The sequence below is a fragment of the Ramlibacter sp. AN1133 genome (assembly GCF_037890035.1).
Lineage (GTDB): Bacteria > Pseudomonadota > Gammaproteobacteria > Burkholderiales > Burkholderiaceae_C > Ramlibacter.
The window spans coordinates 19,034-35,468 of sequence record NZ_JBBKTQ010000033.1; the positions used below are offsets into that span (position 1 = coordinate 19,034).

The window sequence follows — 16,435 nt, forward strand, 5'->3', positions numbered from 1 at the left end:
CTCCTCCAACTCTCTCTTCGTGCCGCCCGCGCGCTCGCGGGGGAGGGCGTATTGTTCGTGAGCCGGCGCGGAAAATCCCGGTGCTGCGAAAGGGTCTTGCCCTGTATCAACATGTTCGCGCGGGACCTCGCGCGAGCGCCGCGCGGGCGGCGCGAGTTAAGGCTGGTTTAATCCGCGCATGCCCGACTCCGCCCTCACCCCCGAACGGCTGGCCGAGCTGCGTGCCTGGGAAGGCCGCAGCGAAACGCTGCATGACGACGTCACGGCCGCCCCGGTGCGCAACCTCGCCGCCACCCTCGATCGCGACGATCCCCTGCCGCAGGCCGGCACCGCGCTGCCCCCGCTGTGGCACTGGCTGTACTTCCTGCCCGGCCACCGGCAAAGCGAGATCGGCCCCGATGGCCACGCGCGCCGCGGCGGCTTCCTGCCGCCGGTGCCGCTGCCGCGCCGCATGTGGGCCGGTGGCCGCCTCACCTGGCATGCGCCGCTGTACGTGGGCGAGCGCATCGAGCGCACGTCGACGATCGCGACGGTCACGCACAAGTCCGGCCGCAGCGGCGACCTGGTGTTCGTGCTGGTGCGCCACGAGGTGCGCAACGCGCAGGGGCTCGCGCTGACCGAGGAGCACGACATCGTCTACCGGCCCCTGGCGCAGCCCGGCGACCCGGTGCCGCCGCCCCAGGCCGCACCCGCGCAAGCGCCCTGGTCGCGCGAGATCGCGCCCGACCCGGTGCTGCTGTTCCGCTATTCGGCGCTGACCTTCAACGGCCACCGCATCCACTACGACCGCAGCTACGTGACCGAGGTGGAGGGCTACCCGGGGCTGATCGTGCACGGCCCGCTGATCGCCACGCTGCTGGTGGACCTCGCGCGGCGCCAGCGCCCCGACGCCACCCTGCGCAGCTTCAGCTTCCGTGCGGTGCGCCCCACCTTCGACCTGCATCCGTTCCGAGTCTGCGGCCAGCCCTCCGACGACGGCAAGAGCGCGCAGCTCTGGGCGCAGGACCACGAAGGGTGGCTGACGATGCAGGCTCAGGCGCAGTTCGCATGAACGCGCCGCGACGGCCCCTGGACGGCATCACCGTGGTGTCGCTGGAGCACGCGATCGCCGCGCCCTTCTGCACGCGCCACCTCGCCGACCTGGGCGCGCGCGTGATCAAGGTGGAGCGCCCCGGCAGCGGTGACTTCGCCCGCGCCTACGACGATCGCGCGCACGGCCTGTCCTCGCACTTCGTGTGGGTGAACCGCTCGAAGGAAAGCCTCACGCTGGACCTGAAGCACCCCGAGGCCCTGCAGGTGCTGCAGGACCTGCTGGCGCGCGCCGACGTGCTGGTGCAGAACCTCGCGCCCGGCGCCGCCGAGCGCATGGGCCTGGGCTACGCGCAGCTCTCGGCCACGTGTCCGCGCCTGGTGGTGTGCGACATCTCCGGCTACGGCAACGACGGCCCGCACCGCGACCGCAAGGCCTACGACCTCCTGATCCAGAGCGAGGCGGGCTTCCTCTCCGTGACCGGCACGCCCGAGGAGCCCTGCAAGGCCGGCATCTCCATCGCCGACATCGCCGCCGGCATGTACGCGTACACGGGCGTGCTTGCCGCGCTGCTGCAGCGGCAGCAGACCGGGCAGGGCTCGCACGTGGAGGTCTCGATGCTGGAGGCGCTGGGCGAGTGGATGGGCTTTCCCATGTACTACGCCTACGAAGGCGCGCCGCCGCCGCCACGCAGCGGCGCGGCCCACGCGACGATCTATCCCTACGGCCCGTTCGCGGCCGGCGACGGCAAGACCGTGATGCTGGGGCTGCAGAACGAGCGCGAGTGGAAGGCCTTCTGCGACAAGGTGCTGCGCCAGCCCGCGCTGGCCGCCGATCCGCGCTTCGACAGCAGCTCGCAGCGCAACCGCCATCGCGAGGAACTCGAGGCGATCATCCTGGCCGTCTTCGGCCACCTCGATGCGCAGCAGGTGATGGAGCGCCTGGACGAGGCGCAGATCGCCAACGCGCGCGTCAACACGGTCGGCGAGCTCTGGGAGCATCCGCAACTGCGGGCGCGGGGACGCATCACGCAGGTGGATTCGCCGGCGGGGCCGCTGTCGGCGCTGTTGCCGCCCGGCGTGCACAGCAGCTTCGACTACCGCATGGACGCGATTCCGGCCGTGGGACAGCACACGGAGGCGATCCTGCGCGAGCTGGGTCGCGACGCGGCCATCGTCGCGCGTCTGCGCGCCAGCGGGGCGATCTGACCGCAACGGCCGGGATCGTCCAGAAACGGTGCTATACTCTATGGCTTCGCGGCTGTAGCTCAGTTGGATAGAGTACTTGGCTACGAACCAAGGGGTCGTGGGTTCGAATCCTGCCAGCCGCGCCAGAAATCGAAGGGGTCACGTTCATCCGGACGTGACCCCTTTTCGCTTCACGCGATCGTCGCCCCCGACGGCCTGCGCTTGGGTACCTTGTGGAAGACGACGTCGTACGAGTACTTGCCGGCGCGGGCGCCCGACTCCTGGACGAAGCCCAGGGCGTTCAGGCGCGCGATGAACATGAACAGTTCGAGCGCGCTGAACAACTCCACCCTGCGATAGACCTGCCCATTGCGATTGCAGATGCCCGCGACGGAGTGCCGGGCGCCGCCCTCGGCGGGCGGCAGGCTCGCGATGATCTCCAGCAGCCTGTCGTCGTCCTCGTGGCGGGGTCGGCGGGGCAACAGGCTGCTCCGGGGCGGTAGCCCGTGGGGCTCGCTGGCCTTGATGGTCATGGTCTGCAAACCGGCAGGATGCGCCCGCCACCGGCCCGGGGCATCCTCCTTCGGAGGGAGGCTTGCCGCTCGTCGGGACCGCCCGGCGGCACTGGCGCCTCGTTCGCGCAGGTGCAATAATCCTTACGCGTTAACCTGAAGGTACCTATTTAACGGCCGCCCCGAGCGGCCGTCTTTCTGCCGGGTCCCTGGCGAAGACGAGCGTGTACTTCGAGATCGCGCGTTCCTCCGCGGCCTGCTGCCGGAAGCCGAGCGCATTCAGCCCGGCCCAGAAGTACAGCAACTGCAGCGGGCCGTGCAGGGTCACCTCGCGGTAGACCTCGCCGGCCGCATTGCAGACGCCCACGCGGCGCAGCGGCCCGGCACCATCCGGCAGGCCCAGCACCACGGTGCGGACCTGCTCGTCCCCTTCGCCGGGCGGGATGCCCGCCAGCAGCAGGGTTTCGGGTGCGTACGAAGGGGCCGGGTCACCCGCCGGCGGCTGCGGCCAGTCGCGGGGAGGGCGATCGCGCCGTTCCATGCCGCCCATCGTAGGTGCGGCAGAGCCACGACGCCCCGCTCAATGGCAAGTAGGTGTGAAGGACTCGCCTCTCGGTGACGCGTTGTCACCGAAACGGATGGGCCGGAACCGCCGGCACGCCGAAGCCGGCGTCCTTCGGCGGCGCGAGGTTCGGCTTCTGCGCCAGGTCCCTCAGGAGGTAGCCCAGCACGCTGGCGGAGCCGGCGCCCCAGCGGTTGCCCGGTGGCGCGGCGTAGGACGGCTGCTCGTTCATGCCTTGTTGGAGTCCTACGCCCCGCACTGGTTCTCGCCGCCGAGGTGCGAAAGTCACGCGCCGCGCAGCGACAATGGCCGCGCCATGCCCCTTCCCCTCGTGCTCCTCACCAACGCGATCGATCCCGCCGTGACCGCCGAACTGGCGCGGCACGCCACGGTGCGCGTCGCCGGATCGCCCGACGCCGACACGCTGCGGCGCGACAGCCGCGAGGCGGACTACGTGGTCGTGCGCGCGCCCCTGCCGGAGGACTTCTTCGCCCAGGCCCCGCGCCTGCGCGCGGCGGTGCGCCACGGCGCCGGCCTCGACATGATCCCGCTGGCCCAGGCCAGCCGCCACGGCGTGGCGGTGGCGAACGTCCCCGGTGTCAACGCCGCCACCGTCGCCGAATACGCCGTGGGCCAGATGCTGAACCTCGCGCGGCACCTGCCCCGCATCGACCAGGCCCTGCGCGCCGAGGGCTGGGCCGCGGCGCGCCAGCACTCGGACCGCGCGACGGACCTGGGCGGCAAGACACTGGCGGTGGTCGGCATGGGCTGCATCGGCCATGCCCTGGCCCGCATCTGCGCCGCCGGGTTCGGCATGCGGGTGCTGGGCGTGCGCCGCACGCCGGCGCCGGACACGGAACTGGTGCGCCACGTGACGCTGCAGCAGGCGCTTGCGCAGGCGGACTACCTGGTGCTGGCCTGCCCGCTCACCGAGCAGACGCGCGGCCTCGTCGGCGCGGCCGAATTCGCGCAGCTCAAGCCCGGCGCGCGGCTGGTCAATGTGGCCCGCGGGCCGGTGGTGGACGAGGCCGCGCTGGTCGACGCCCTGCGTTCGGGGCGCCTGGCGGGCGCGGCGCTCGACGTGTTCGCCACGCAGCCCCTGCCGGCCGATTCGCCCCTGCGCGCGCTTGGGAACGTGCTGCTGTCGCCGCACCTGGCCGGCATGACGCTGGAGAGCACCCGCCGCATGAGCGAAGGCGTGCTGGCGCAGCTGCTCGCGATGTTCCGCGGCGAGCTGCCCGAGCACCTTCGCAATCCCGACGCCCGCGAGGCGATCCTCGCGCGCTGGGCGGCGCTGGCGTAGTCACTGGCGCACGCGGCCGGCGCCGTCTACGATCACCGCATGAAACTGACCCTCGTCGCCCTCGCAGCTGCCCTGGCCACCGGCCTCGCCTGCGCCCAACCCGCCACGGACCACGGCGCGCACCAGCACGCCGACCACGCGCAGCACATGGCGCAACGCCAGGCGGAGGTCTCGCAGCGGGGCAAGGACGTGATGCCCTTCGACCTGGCGGCGACGCAGCACGTGTTCACCAAGACGAAGGACGGCGGCGTGCAGCAGGTGTTGGCCCGCCGCGGCAAGGACCGCGAGCAGGTGCGGCTGGTGCGCGAGCACCTGAAGGACATCCACGCGCGCTTCCGCCAGGGCGACTTCGCCGGTCCCGCGCACATCCATGGCCACGACATGCCGGGGCTGCACGAGTTGCAGGCGGCGCCCCCGGGCGCGGTGCGCATCGCCTACCGCCAGCTGCCGGCGGGTGCGGAGCTGGTCTTCACCAGCAAGGACCGCAAGCTCGTGGCCGCGATCCACCGCTGGTTCGATGCCCAGGTGGCGGACCACGGGCACGACGCGATGGCCGGCCACGCGCACGGCCACCGGTAGGCGGCCCGCGGCGGCCGGGTCAGCGCGTCGCGTGTCAGTACCCGCCGTGCTCCTGCGCGGCCTTGAGCACCAGGGCGAGCGTGGCGAGCACCGGGATCACCGTCAGCACCGCGGCCGGGATCCAGGAGCTGGAATGCAGGTTGCGGCCCCGCAGGCGCACACCGGCGGCCAGCAGCGCATCGGCCAGCAGCGCGACGACCAGCAGCGCCACGTAACCCAGCGAGAAGCCGGCATACAGGTGCGCGTTGAGGATCAGGGCGCCGAGCAGCACGGTGGCGGCACCGGAGGCTGCGGGCGGGAAGGCCACGCGCGTCTTCGGCAGGTTGACCAGCATGCAGGCCCCCAGCGCCACGGCCAGCGCGCCACTGAGTTGCCCGATCTGCTGGCTGGAATCCAGCATCAGCGCCAGGCCGGTGCCGCCCGCGACCACGGCCAGCAGCAGCGGGCTGCGGGCGCCGCCTTCGGGCGCGGTGGCGAAAGCGCTCCACACGAAGGTGATCAGCACCGCGGCGAGGACGACGGCCACGGCGGCCTTGGCGAAGCCGAGGCTGCCCAGCGCACCCCAGGCCACGATGCCCGCGGCGACGAAGCCGACGGCCAGGCGCAGGGCCAGCCGTCCGGGGCCGGAGGCCCGCTCGACGCCCACGGCCGCCGCGGCAGCGCCGACAGTGATCCAGGGCATCCAGTCCAGCGCCACGTGCGGCAGCAGCGACCACTGCGCATGCAGCGTCGCGAAATAGGAGGCCACGAAGGCGGCGGCCACGGCCACCACCGCGTTCAGGCGCAGGGAGCGGCTCGCGGCCAGCACTGCCAGGGCCACGATCGCGGGGACGAGGACGCTCTGCCACAGCAACTGCAGCACGAGGGAACTCTCAGGCATGGTCGACTCCTTCGGTTGCCAGGGCGGCCGGCCCCGGGGGGACCGGCCGGGATCCCGATTTACTGCTTGATCGCTTCGATGCCGATGCGCAGGTCGACTTCGTCGGTGGCGGCGCCGGGCACGGCGTAGTTCATGCCGAAGTCGGTGCGCTTGATCGAGCCGGTGGCGACGTAGCCCACGCGCTGCTCGCCCTTCATGCCCTTGCCGGAGCCGATGTGCTTGAGCTTCAGGGTCACGGGCTTGGTCACGCCGTGCAGCGTCAGGTTGCCGGCCACGGTGCCTTCGCCCTTGTTGTCCAGCTTGACGGCGGTGGAGGTGAAGGTCAGGTTGGGGAACTGCACGGCGTTGAAGAAGTCGGGGCTCTTCAGGTGCTTGTTCAGGCCGTCGTGGTTGGTGTCGACGCTCTCGGTCTTGATCGTCACGTTGATCTTGCTCTTCTCGGGCGCGTCCACCACCAGGTCACCGGCGATGTCGTTGAAGCGGCCCATGAAGCGGCTGATGCCGCCCATGTGGCCGATCTCGAAGAAGGCGCCGGAGTGGGCGGGGTCGACCTTGTACGTGCCCACCGGGGCGGCGACGCCCGCGTTCGGGGCGCCGGGGCCGTCGGCGAAGGTGGCGGTGGACAGGGCCAGGCCGGCGGCGGCGATGGCGATGGCGACGGTGCTGCGGATGCTCATGAGTCTCTCTCTCTCTCTCTCTCGGGTTCGAAGGTGGATGGTTGGATTCCGGGACGGCAGGGGTGCCGCCAGCGCAGCCCGCACTGTAGGGAACCAGCCCGGCCATGCGATGTGCGTTTACGCACAAGGTCCGCAATGATGCTGGGGGCGGGTACCCGACGACGGGGTGCGGGAATTCTCTCGGGGTCGCATTGTCGCCCGATTGACCCAAGTCAGCCCATCGGGCGCGGAATGTCGCCCGGGCAGCATCGGGCCTTTGCTGAAACAGCAATAAAGAACGCGCAGGTTCATGCCCAGAATGGCGCCTTCCCCCAAGGAGATCCCCATGCCCAAGGTCCTCGTCCTGTACCACAGCTTCTACGGCCACATCGAAACCATGGCGAACGCCATCGCCCAGGGCGCCCGCGAAGTGGCCGGCGCCGTCGTCGACGTCAAGCGCGTGCCGGAAACGATGCCGGCCGAGGCCTTCAAGGCCGCCGGCGGCAAGGCCAACCAGTCCGCGCCCGAGGCGAAGCCGGGCGACCTGGCCAACTACGACGCGATCATCTTCGGCACGCCGACCCGCTTCGGCAACATGACCGGCCAGATGCGCACCTTCCTGGACCAGACCGGCAGCCTGTGGATGTCCGGCGCGCTGGTGGGCAAGGTCGGCTCGGTGTTCACTTCCTCCGCCACCCAGCACGGCGGCCAGGAAAGCACCATCCTGACCTTCCACCCGACACTGCTGCACCACGGCATGGTGGTCGTCGGCTTGCCCTATTCCGAGCAGCGCCAGATGGGCCTCGACGAGATCAAGGGCGGCAGCCCGTACGGCGCCTCCACCATCGCCGGCGGCCAGGGCGAACGCCAGCCGAGCGAGCAGGAACTGGGCATGGCCCGCTTCCAGGGCAAGCACGTGGCGACGATCGCGCAGAAGCTGTTCGGTTAAGCACTGCCTTCGTTCCCGCGAAGGCGGGAACCCCGGGCTCCCGATGCCACGCGCGGCGCGCGTGGGTCCTGGACCCCCGCCTGCGCGGGGGCGACGGCAATCTCAGGGCTGCGGCACGTCGATGTCCAGCCCTTCCACCGTGCGCCGGGCGTGCGCCACCAGGTACTCCAGGAACACCCGCGTGCGGGACGGCATGAACTTGCGGCTGGGCATGGCCGCCAGCAGGCTCAGGCGCGCCGTGATCCAGGGCGCCAGCACGCGCTGCAGCCGCCCTTCCTTCAGCAGCGCCACCACGATGTCGATCGGCTGGCTGCTGATGCCGCCGCCTTCGAGCGTTGCGCGCAGCAGCGTGTCGCTGTGGTTCGCGGTGAACGCCGACACCACGTCGACTTCCAGCGTGCGATCGGCGTGGACCGGGTCCAGCAGCCGCAGCGGCCCGAGCTTCGCGCCCGGCAGCCGCAGCCGCAGCACGCGGTGGCGCAGCAGGTCCTCCGGCGCGGCGGGCTCGCCGAACTGGCGCAGGTAGGCAGGCGAGGCGCAGAACACCGACTGGCTGTAGACGACGGTGCGGGCGATGAAACCCGGGTCGATGGTGGTCGCCCCGCTCAGGACGGCGAGGTCGTATTCGTGCACCGCCGGGTCGGGCGAGTCCTCCACGTGCACGTCCACGCGGACGTTGGGGTGCTCGCGCTGGAAGGCCACCACCGCGGGGGCGAGCAGGTGCACGGCGACCACCGGCGGCGCCAGCACCCGCACCGTGCCGCTCATGTCGTTGGCCTGGTCCTGCACCATCGCCTCCGCCGCGTCGACCTCGCCGAGGATCACGCGCAGGCGCTCCAGGTACGTCTCGCCGGCCTGGGTGAGCGACAGGCTGCGGGTGGTCCGCTGCAGCAGGCGCACGCCCAGGTGGTGCTCCAGGTCGCTCACCAGCCGCGACACGACGGCCGTGGCCAGGCCCAGCTTGCGCGCCGCCGCCGCGAAGCCGCCTTCCTCCACCACCTGCTGGAACACGCGCATCGACTGCAGCCGGTCCATCGCCCCTCCTCGCCCCGGAAGGGCGACGCCGGATTATCGGGGGCGCAGAATCGCGCCATGGCGGACCCGTTGCAGCGGCTGGTGGAAGTCGAGATGCCCTACGGCAAGTACAAGGGCCGCCTGATCGCGGACCTGCCGGGGAACTACCTGAACTGGTTCGCCCGCGAGGGCTTCCCGCCCGGGGAGCTCGGGCGCCTGCTCGCGCTGATGCACGCGATCGACCACAACGGCTTGAAGCACCTGCTGGCGCCGCTGCGGCGCTGAGGCGGGATCAATGCGAGCCGCGATGCCGGTGCCGCCGGCGCAGCGGCTGTGCCGGGCGCGGATCCTCCCGTTCGCCCCAGTCCGCCAGCAGGCCGGCGGCGGCGACCGCCAGCGGCAGCAGCAGCAGGAACACCCACTCGGGCGGCAGCGCGGCCCACCAGGCCGCCAGTTCGTCGAGCCATGCGGACATCGTCACCTCCTACAACAGCCGGAAGGCCGCCACCGCGACGAGCGTGGCGGGCAGCGCGGCCAGGAACAGCCCCAGCGGATGGATCGCCTCGTCCTGGAAGTGCGAGCGCAGGATCGCGAAGCCCGCCGGGTTCGGCGCATTCGCGATGACGGTGAGGCCGCCGCCGGTGACGGCGCCGGCGACCACCGAATACTTGAACTCGTCGCTCAGTCCGTCGACCAGCGACGCGAGGTACGTGAGCGCGGCGTTGTCGGTCAGGGCGGTGAGCCCCGTGGCGCCGTAGTACACGGTGGTGGCGTCCATGCCGTGCAGCAGCGGCGACAGCCACCACTGCTGGTGGCCGCCCAGCACCACCAGGCCGGCGAGGAAGAAGGCGACCAGCAGGCCTTCGCGCAGCATCAGCCGGTCCTGGAACTTCGGATAGGCGGTGGCGAAGCCCAGGAACAGCAGCAGCAGGCCCATGAAGACCGCCGGATGATGGGAGAAGGCGACGATGCCGGCGAGGAAGCCGATGTGGATCGCGAGGATTCCCGCCGGCAGCTGTCCCTTGCCCCGTGCCGCCGAGGGCGCGATGGCGGCCAGCTCGCGCCGGAAGAAGAACGCGACGCTGGCGGCGTTCACCGTCACCGCCAGCGCGGACTTCCAGCCGAACAGGGTGATCATGTCGACGAAGCCCCAGCCCCACTTGCCCGCCACCATCAGCACCGGCGGGGCGGCGAAGGGCGTGAGCGTGCCGCCGATCGAGATGTTGACGAACAGCACGCCCAGCGTCACGTACTTCAGGCGCGTCGAGACCTGGCGGCTGTACACCTGCTCGCGCAGCATCAGCGCCGCCAGCGTCATGGCCGCCGGCTCGGTGATCAGGGAGCCCATGAGCGGCACGATCACCAGCGTCACCAGGTACAGGCCGATGGCGCCGCGTGCCGGCACCGCCCGCGCCAGCAGCGCCGCGATCGCGCGCGCCACCTGCAGCACCGACTTGCTGCCGGCCACCACCATGATCGCGAACACGAACATCGGCTCGGTGTAGTCGCGCGAATCGACGTACGCGGTCGCGGCCACGCGGCCCTGCAGCGCGATCATCAGCGCCACCAGCACGATCGCCCAGAAGCCGAACACCACCTCCACTTCGCCCAGGAGGTGCCAGAACCCGGCATGGGCGGGCTGCTCGTGCGCGAGGCGCTGGAAGTACTTGCTGGAAAAGGTGTGCAGGATCGCGAGCGCGAACAGGGCACCCGCGAGCCATTGGACGGCGACGGTCATTGGCCGTGCAGACTAATGCCGGCGCGCGCTGCGGGGATCAGGGCAACGCGTACGCGCCGCCCGTACGGGCTCACGTGGCGGGGCCGTCGTGCAGCCGCACCAGTTCCACCATGCTGGAGACGCCGAGCTTTTCCATCACCCGTGCCTTGTGCACTTCCACGGTCCGCGGGCTGATCCCGAGCTGCGCGGCGATCTGCCGGTTGTGCAGCCCCCGCATCAGGAGGGCGAGCACCTCCTGCTCGCGCCCGGTGAGGACTTCGCCGGGCAGCCGGCCGCGCGGCACGCGCGGCGCCCGCCCGGCCTGCGCCGCGCGCCTGGCGCTGGCGTTGGCGATCGCGGCCAGGATGTGGCTGCTGTCGAACGGCTTCTCGACGAAGTCCGCCGCCTCCGCGAGGAAGGCGCGCCGCGCCGCGGCCACGTCGCCGTGCGCCGTCACCACCACCACGGCAAGCTCGGGAAAGTGCTGCCGCACTTCGTCCAGCAGGTCCAGGCCGGACATGCCGGGCATGCGGATGTCGGCCAGCACGCAGCCTTTCCAGTCCGGACGCGCGGTGGCCAGGAAGTCCTCCGCGTTGCCGAAGGTCGCCGTGGCGAAACCCTTGAGGCTCAGCATCAGCGACAGCGAGTCGCGCACCGACGCGTCGTCGTCCACCACGTAGACGGTGTCACACGGCAGGGACGGCGGGGGCGGGGTCGGGGTCATCGCGCGGCAGGGCAAAGCAGAAGCGGCCGCCTGGGCCGGCTTCGGCCCAGAGTTTGCCACCGTGGCTTTCCACGATGCTGCGGCAGATGTTCAGGCCCACGCCCAGCCCTCCCTCCTTGCCCGAGGCCGGCGCATCGAACAGGGCGCGCAGCCGCTGCGTTTCAACGCCGGGGCCGCTGTCGGTCACTTCGACCTGCACGCCGCCGTCGCTGCCCGCCACCCGCAGCAGCACGCTGCCGCCGCCGCCGGCCTGCGCGGCCGACTCGATGGCGTTGGCCAGCAGGTTGCGCAGCACCACCGCGATCTGGATCGGGTCGACGCGCAGGGCGGGCAGGCCGCTGGCGGCGTCGCAGTGCAGCTGCACGCCCAGGCGCTGCGCGAATTCCTGGTGCGCCGCCAGCGTCTCGCGCGCGAGCGTCGCGATGGACGTCGGCTGGAGCGAGGTCGCGCCCGAGCGGAAGAAGTCGCGCAGGCGCCGCGTCACGGCCCCCGTGCGGTGCGCCTCGGCCACCAGCTTGCGCAGCACCTGCGCCAGCTGCTCGCGGCGCGCGCCGTCGAGGGCGGACGGATCGTCGGCCAGCAACTGGCAGGCGTCCGCATAGTTGCTCAGCGCCGTGAGCGGCTGGCTCAGCTCGTGTGCGAGCGCCGCCGCCATCTGCCCCGCGGCGGAGAAGCGCAGGCTCGCCCGCAGGTCTGCTTCGGCGCGCGCGCGTTCGTCCACGGCCACGCCCAGCAGCAGCCCGGTCATCGCCGTTGCGGCCATCAGCGCCTGCAGCTCGAACAGCGTGAGGTCGTGCCGCAGCGCGATCTGCGCTGCGGCGAGCAGGCCCGCCTGGGTGAACAGGGAGGACAGCACCGCGCCCTGCGCGCCGAAGCGCACGGCGGCCCAGACCACCGGCGGCACCAGCAGGTAGAAGAACTTGAAGTAGTTCTGCTCGCCCCGGCCGAACACGATCCAGAGGGCCGCGCAGGTCAGGGCGGCGCCGGCCCACCACGCCGGGCTGCGCAGCACCGCTGCCAGCCCCGCGCGGCGCGCGGGCGCCATCGCCAGCAGCAGCACGGGCAGCAGCACCAGCACGGCCACGGCATCGCCGACCCAGTAGCGGATCACGGCCTCCAGCGGGAACGCTCCCGCGGGCATGTTGCCGAAGTGGATCAGGACGAACAGCACCGCGCTCGCGAGCGAGCCTGCCGTGACCACCAGGGCCAGCCACAGCAGCTCGCCGTGGCGCGCGAGCGGGAACGCGAGGTCCAGCGTGCGCCGCAGGGCATGCGCGATCGCGGCGAAGGTGAACGTCAGCGCCGTGGCGGCCGCCAGGGTGGTGAGCGGTTGCGACGGCACGCCGCGCACCACCAGTTCCGCGGCCAGGAGTCCGGCGAAGACCAGCCACGCGCGGCGCGGCGCGCGGATCAGCAGCGCAATGGCCAGCGCCTGCTGCGGATTCCAGGGCGTGATGTTGAGCCCCGGCACCGGCCGGAAGTAGCTGGCCCAGTCCAGCAGGATGTAGGCCGCAAGGTAGCCGGCCGCCCAGGCCCAGGACGGCACGCGGTCGAAGCGCGATTCGGTGACAGGCATCAAAGGGCATGGTAGCCGTGCTTGCTACGATGGCCGCCTGCACCCCCACTGAAGGACGAACGCACAAATGAACACCCCCCGCATCGCAGTGATCGGCGCCGGCACCATGGGCAACGGCGTGGCGCAGGTCTGCGCGCAGGCCGGACTGGCCGTGACGATGGTCGACGTCAACGACGCCGCCGTGCAGCGCGGCATCGACACCGTCGGCAAGAGCCTCGCGCGCCTGGTGAGCAAGGAAAAGATGAGCGCCGCCGACCGCAGCGCGGTGCTGGGACGCATCCAGGGCACGACCGACTACGCCGCCATCGCCGGCGCCGACATCGTGATCGAGGCGGCCACGGAGAACCTGGACCTGAAGCTGCGCATCCTGCGCCAGATCGACGGCCTGGTGCGCAAGGAGGCGATCATCGCCACCAACACCTCGTCGATCTCCATCAGCCAGCTCGCCGCGGTGATCTCGCGCCCCGAGCGCTTCATCGGCCTGCACTTCTTCAACCCGGTGCCCGTGATGCAGCTGCTGGAACTGATCCGCGGCATGCAGACCTCCGACGAGACGCTGGCGCAGGCGCAGGAATTCGGCAGGCTGGTGGGCAAGACGCCGATCGTGGCCAAGAACAGCCCCGGCTTCGTGGTCAACCGCATCCTCTGCCCGATGATCAACGAGGCGATCTTCGCGCTGCAGGAAGGCCTGGCCACCGCCGAGGACATCGACACCGGCATGCGCCTGGGCTGCAACCAGCCGATCGGGCCGCTGGCGCTGGCGGACCTGATCGGGCTGGACACGATGCTGTCGGTGATGAACGTCTTCTACGAAGGCTTCAACGATTCCAAGTACCGCCCGGCGCCGCTGCTCAAGGAAATGGTGGCCGCGGGGCGCCTGGGCCGCAAGACAGGCCGCGGCTTCTACAGCTACGCCTGACGCGCGTCAGGACTTCTCGAAGAAGAACGCCGGGTTCTTCTCCTCGAACTCGCGCAACTGGGCTTCGGCTTCGTCGAAGCCCAGGTTGTGCCGGTGGCGCAGTCGCTCCAGGAAGTGCTCGCGGTGCCGCATGCCCTCGTGCACGTCCTCGTCCGTGAGGTGCGCCCACTGCTCGCGGATGCGGCTGATCATGTGATGGTGGGAACCGCTGTTGTCTGTCATCTCGGTCTCCTGGGGCGCACGGGTGCGCCAGCTTCAATGTAGGCCCGCTCGCGCGCCCCGGCTTGATGCGAGTCAAGCGCGCGGCGCCGCCCGGCGTGTCAGGCGGCCTTCTTCGAATCGGAGGCCGCCGCCGGCTGGCGCGCCTGCCAGTCCTTCACCGCCTGCTGCCATGCGCTGGCGCGCCGGTGCGCGCTGGTGCCCGAGGCTTTCGTGTTGGCCGCGATCAGCTTGTCGATCTGCGCTTCCTGCCCCTTGCTGAACTCCTCGGGGAACAGCGGCGCGACGGTGACGATGCAATCGGCCCGCTCGCCATCCTCGCCCGGGAAGCCCTGGCCCTTGATGCGGTACGTGTGGTAGCCGCGCTTGAGGCGCATCTGCTGCAGGCCCGAGGGCGTGGGCACCTCGATCCAGCGATTGGCCACCCAGGCGAAGCCGTCGACCGGCAATTCGCAGCGCACGGTGCCGTCCTCGTCGACGGTGAAGAATTCGTGCGGCGCGAGTTCGACCCGCACCTCCAGCGCCACCTTCTCGCTCGCGTGGTGCCCGTGCAGGTTGGCGGACACGTGCAGCAGGTCGCCCTCCCGCACGCCGCCGGGGATGCGCGCGCGGCAGCGGTACTTGCGCGCCGGCGCCTTGCCCGTGCCCTCGCACAGCGCGCAGGCGTGGCGCACCGCGCCGCTGCCCTCGCAGGCCTTGCACTTCGCCACGGTCGCGACCCAGGAGAACCACATCCCCTGGCGCACCTGGCCCGTGCCGGCGCACTCGCGGCATTCGGCGGCGTGCTTCTGCCAGCCGGTGGCGGCGCAGGCGATGCAGTCCTCGACCACCTCGCCTTCGAGATCCTTGATGCAGCCGGCGATCGCCTCTTCCAGCGTCAGGTGCACCGTGTGCAGCAGGGTGCGTTCGGGCGCGGCGCGGGCCTGCGTCGCCGCGCCGGCATCGAACGGAAAGCCGCTTTCGGTGACGGGGCCGAAGCCGCTGGCGCGGAAGCGCCGGATCTCCTCCAGCGCGCGGTTGATGCGCTGGATCTTGCGCAGCGCGTGCGGGCTGGTGTTGCGGTCCGGGTGCCAGCGCGCGGCCAGGCGCCGCCAGGCGGCCTTCACCTCGGCGTCGGTGGAATCGGGGGTGAGCCCCAGCTCGCGGTAGCTGTCTTCGACGTTCACTCTGCCAGCGATGGTAGCCCAGCAGGCCCGCGCGCGCAGGCACCGCGCTGGTGCGCGGCCTGCGCCAGATCACGCCGATCCGGGATTGCTGCGGAAGAAGGCGATGCTGCGCACCCGGCCAGCGACGCAGCCCGGGTCGTGCCGCGGCGAAAGGAGGGCGCAGCTCAGCGAGGCATGTCGGCCCTGGCCGCGGTGGGGCCCTGGGCCAGCGTGGCCCGCAGCGCGAGCGCGGGAAAGGAGCGGGTCCAGGCCCACGCGACCGCGATGGTGCCGATCCCGCCGGCCACGACCGAGCCGACCGGGCCGAACAGCGCGGCGGTCGCGCCGGACTCGAACTCGCCGAGCTGGTTGCTCGCGCCGATGAAGAGGGAGTTCACGGCAGCGACGCGGCCGCGCATCTCCGGCGGGGTTTCGAGCTGCACCAGCGTCTGGCGCACGACCACGCTGATCATGTCGGCGGCGCCGGAGACGGCCAGCGCCAGCGCCGAGAGCCAGAACGACGTCGACAGGCCGAACACGATCATGCAGGCGCCGAACACGGCCACGGCCACGAGCAGCTTGCGGCCGGGCTTGTCGTGCGGCGGCCAGCGCGAAAGCGCGAGTCCCATCGGCAGTGCGCCCAGCGCCGGCGCGGAGCGCAGCAGGCCCAGGCCCTGCGGGCCGGCATCGAGGATGTCGCGCGCGAAGATCGGCAGCAGGGCGGTCGCGCCTCCCAGCAGCACGGCGAACAGGTCCAGCGACACGGCACCGAGCAGCACCGGGTGGCGCCGGATCCAGTTCGCGCCCGCCAGCAGGGTCTGCGTGGTGACGGGCTCGCGCGGCGGCGGCGTGTGTTCGTAGCGCACGGCGGCGCACAGGAGCGCCGCCGCCAGCAGCAGGCCGCAGCAGCTCGCGTAGACCGGGCCGGCACCGAAGGTGAAGAGCAGGCCCGCCGCCGCCGGGCCGGCGATGATCGCCGCCTGCATGCCGCTGGAGCTGAAGGCCATGGCGCGCGCCAGCAGTTCCGGCGGCACCAGGGCGGGCACGAGGGCCTGCTGCGCCGCCATCTGGAAAGGACGCGCCGCGCCGAGCAGCACGGCCGCCAGCAGCAACAGCTCGCGCGAGGCGAAGCCGCCGGCGGCGGAGAGCCACAGCAGCGCCGCCACGACCGCCTGCGCCAGCATGCAGGCCGCGGCCAGCCGGGCGCGATGCAGGCGGTCGGCGGCGTGGCCGGCGGGCAGCGTGACGACGACGGCGGGCACGAACTGCAGCAGGCCGACGAGGCCGAGGTCCCAGGCGGAGTGCGTCAGCTCGTAGAGATGCCAGCCCACCGCCAGCATCAGCATCTGGTTGCCCGCGGTGCCGCACACGCGGGCGCACCAGAAACGCAGGAAGGCGCGGTGCGCCAGGAGGTCGGTCACGCGCGGATGCTAACCGGGCGGGTCAGGAAGCGGGCAGCCGGA

At 71.5% G+C, this 16,435-nt stretch carries 20 protein-coding genes and 1 tRNA gene; 8 read left to right on the forward strand and 13 right to left on the reverse strand.

The features are described from left to right. Positions 1-178 precede the first annotated feature (178 nt). The 3 genes from WG923_RS27465 (at position 179) to WG923_RS27475 (ending at position 2,363) form a co-directional block, all read left to right on the forward strand. On the forward strand, positions 179-1,051 hold the full coding sequence (locus WG923_RS27465) for an FAS1-like dehydratase domain-containing protein (protein WP_340354218.1): 873 nt from the start codon (positions 179-181) through the stop codon (positions 1,049-1,051). After that, positions 1,048-2,238, forward strand: a complete 1,191-nt coding sequence (locus tag WG923_RS27470; protein ID WP_340354219.1) for a CaiB/BaiF CoA transferase family protein — start codon at positions 1,048-1,050, stop codon at positions 2,236-2,238. The genes WG923_RS27465 and WG923_RS27470 overlap by 4 nt, the downstream gene beginning before the upstream one ends. Positions 2,239-2,286: 48 nt before the next feature. Continuing rightward, positions 2,287-2,363, forward strand: a tRNA-Arg gene (locus tag WG923_RS27475). A 45-nt stretch (positions 2,364-2,408) separates the two neighbouring features. Here WG923_RS27475 and WG923_RS27480 read toward each other — a convergent pair. The 3 genes from WG923_RS27480 to WG923_RS27490 form a co-directional block, all read right to left on the reverse strand. Further along, entirely contained in the window at positions 2,409-2,699 is a 291-nt protein-coding gene (locus tag WG923_RS27480; RefSeq protein ID WP_340354220.1) for a hypothetical protein, read from the reverse strand. A 196-nt stretch (positions 2,700-2,895) separates the two neighbouring features. Beyond that, positions 2,896-3,270 carry a hypothetical protein gene (locus WG923_RS27485; protein WP_340354221.1) on the reverse strand — a complete coding sequence of 125 codons (375 nt, stop codon included), beginning with the start codon at positions 3,268-3,270 and terminating at the stop codon, positions 2,896-2,898. 85 nt (positions 3,271-3,355) lie between these two features. Continuing rightward, a complete protein-coding gene (locus WG923_RS27490) occupies positions 3,356-3,523 on the reverse strand; it encodes a hypothetical protein (protein WP_340354222.1) in 168 nt (55 codons plus the stop codon). Between the two features lie 84 nt (positions 3,524-3,607). On the opposite strand from WG923_RS27490, the gene WG923_RS27495 reads away from it, so the two are divergent. Continuing rightward, entirely contained in the window at positions 3,608-4,594 is a 987-nt protein-coding gene (locus WG923_RS27495; RefSeq protein WP_340354223.1) for an NAD(P)-dependent oxidoreductase, read from the forward strand. A gap of 39 nt (positions 4,595-4,633) precedes the next feature. After that, entirely contained in the window at positions 4,634-5,173 is a 540-nt protein-coding gene (locus WG923_RS27500) for an aspartate carbamoyltransferase (protein ID WP_340354224.1), read from the forward strand. A gap of 34 nt (positions 5,174-5,207) precedes the next feature. On the opposite strand, the gene WG923_RS27505 is transcribed toward WG923_RS27500, so the two are convergent. After that, entirely contained in the window at positions 5,208-6,053 is an 846-nt protein-coding gene (locus tag WG923_RS27505) for a hypothetical protein (RefSeq protein WP_340354225.1), read from the reverse strand. 59 nt (positions 6,054-6,112) lie between these two features. Then, the gene (locus WG923_RS27510; protein WP_340354226.1) at positions 6,113-6,730 is read right to left on the reverse strand and encodes a YceI family protein; all 618 of its coding nucleotides are present in this window, start codon (positions 6,728-6,730) and stop codon (positions 6,113-6,115) included. 325 nt (positions 6,731-7,055) lie between these two features. Here WG923_RS27510 and wrbA point away from each other — a divergent pair, with 325 nt between their 5' ends. Then, entirely contained in the window at positions 7,056-7,658 is a 603-nt protein-coding gene (gene wrbA / locus WG923_RS27515) for an NAD(P)H:quinone oxidoreductase (RefSeq protein WP_340354227.1), read from the forward strand. 102 nt (positions 7,659-7,760) lie between these two features. Here wrbA and WG923_RS27520 read toward each other — a convergent pair whose 3' ends face one another. Beyond that, complete coding sequence (locus tag WG923_RS27520) at positions 7,761-8,693, reverse strand: LysR family transcriptional regulator (RefSeq protein ID WP_340354228.1); 933 nt, start codon at positions 8,691-8,693, stop codon at positions 7,761-7,763. A gap of 57 nt (positions 8,694-8,750) precedes the next feature. Here WG923_RS27520 and WG923_RS27525 point away from each other — a divergent pair, with 57 nt between their 5' ends. Beyond that, a complete protein-coding gene (locus WG923_RS27525) occupies positions 8,751-8,957 on the forward strand; it encodes a DUF3820 family protein (protein WP_340354229.1) in 207 nt (68 codons plus the stop codon). A 7-nt stretch (positions 8,958-8,964) separates the two neighbouring features. Here WG923_RS27525 and WG923_RS27530 read toward each other — a convergent pair whose 3' ends face one another. From WG923_RS27530 to WG923_RS27545, 4 genes are all read right to left on the reverse strand, one after another. Continuing rightward, the gene (locus WG923_RS27530) at positions 8,965-9,147 is read right to left on the reverse strand and encodes a hypothetical protein (RefSeq protein ID WP_340354230.1); all 183 of its coding nucleotides are present in this window, start codon (positions 9,145-9,147) and stop codon (positions 8,965-8,967) included. A 9-nt stretch (positions 9,148-9,156) separates the two neighbouring features. After that, on the reverse strand, positions 9,157-10,410 hold the full coding sequence (locus WG923_RS27535; RefSeq protein ID WP_340354231.1) for a putative Na+/H+ antiporter: 1,254 nt from the start codon (positions 10,408-10,410) through the stop codon (positions 9,157-9,159). Positions 10,411-10,480: 70 nt separating this feature from the next. Then, positions 10,481-11,113 carry a response regulator transcription factor gene (locus WG923_RS27540; RefSeq protein ID WP_340354232.1) on the reverse strand — a complete coding sequence of 211 codons (633 nt, stop codon included), beginning with the start codon at positions 11,111-11,113 and terminating at the stop codon, positions 10,481-10,483. Then, positions 11,076-12,689, reverse strand: a complete 1,614-nt coding sequence (locus tag WG923_RS27545; protein ID WP_340354233.1) for an ATP-binding protein — start codon at positions 12,687-12,689, stop codon at positions 11,076-11,078. The genes WG923_RS27540 and WG923_RS27545 overlap by 38 nt, the downstream gene beginning before the upstream one ends. 67 nt (positions 12,690-12,756) lie before the next feature. On the opposite strand from WG923_RS27545, the gene WG923_RS27550 reads away from it, so the two are divergent. Continuing rightward, positions 12,757-13,608: a 3-hydroxybutyryl-CoA dehydrogenase gene (locus WG923_RS27550; RefSeq protein ID WP_340354234.1), complete on the forward strand. Its 852-nt coding sequence runs from the start codon at positions 12,757-12,759 to the stop codon at positions 13,606-13,608. A gap of 6 nt (positions 13,609-13,614) precedes the next feature. Here WG923_RS27550 and WG923_RS27555 read toward each other — a convergent pair whose 3' ends face one another. The 3 genes from WG923_RS27555 to WG923_RS27565 all read right to left on the reverse strand — a co-directional run bounded on the left by WG923_RS27555 (position 13,615) and on the right by WG923_RS27565 (position 16,393). Then, positions 13,615-13,830 carry a general stress protein CsbD gene (locus WG923_RS27555; RefSeq protein WP_340354235.1) on the reverse strand — a complete coding sequence of 72 codons (216 nt, stop codon included), beginning with the start codon at positions 13,828-13,830 and terminating at the stop codon, positions 13,615-13,617. 98 nt (positions 13,831-13,928) lie between these two features. After that, entirely contained in the window at positions 13,929-14,993 is a 1,065-nt protein-coding gene (locus tag WG923_RS27560; RefSeq protein ID WP_340354236.1) for a DnaJ C-terminal domain-containing protein, read from the reverse strand. A gap of 164 nt (positions 14,994-15,157) precedes the next feature. Continuing rightward, entirely contained in the window at positions 15,158-16,393 is a 1,236-nt protein-coding gene (locus tag WG923_RS27565) for an MFS transporter (RefSeq protein WP_340354237.1), read from the reverse strand. Between the last annotated feature and the right edge of the window lie 42 nt (positions 16,394-16,435).